Consider the following 287-nt stretch of genomic DNA (forward strand, 5'->3'; position numbering starts at 1 on the left):
GAACCGACTGGTCCATGCGGCGAGCGGCAAATTCCTGGGTTTGTTTATCTACGTTTTTAATGGCTTGTTCTATGGCGTCAACATCATCGCCTTGTGCGACCGCGCTTAAATGTGCGGCGGCATCATCAATGCATTGACGTTCTGCGGCGCTTAACAGCGCGGCGTCGGCAGTTAGCGCGCCGGTCAAACTTTCCAGCACGCGCGCGGCTTCGACTTTTTGCTCCGCCAGCATACGCGCTTTCACGTCCTGCTCGGCAAAACTCATGGAATCCTTGATCATCGAGGCG

General features: G+C 55.7%; 1 protein-coding gene. It reads right to left on the minus strand.

Going from position 1 to position 287, the window contains the following annotated elements; translation table 11 throughout:
* Window positions 1–265 (minus strand): Hsp70 family protein (locus tag J4G32_RS21125; protein ID WP_246505452.1); only part of this gene is annotated, 265 nt, incomplete at its 3' end.
* Window positions 266–287 lie beyond the last annotated feature (22 nt).

The organism is Microvirga antarctica (assembly GCF_017921815.1).
In the GTDB taxonomy this organism is placed as follows: domain Bacteria; phylum Pseudomonadota; class Alphaproteobacteria; order Rhizobiales; family Beijerinckiaceae; genus Microvirga; species Microvirga antarctica.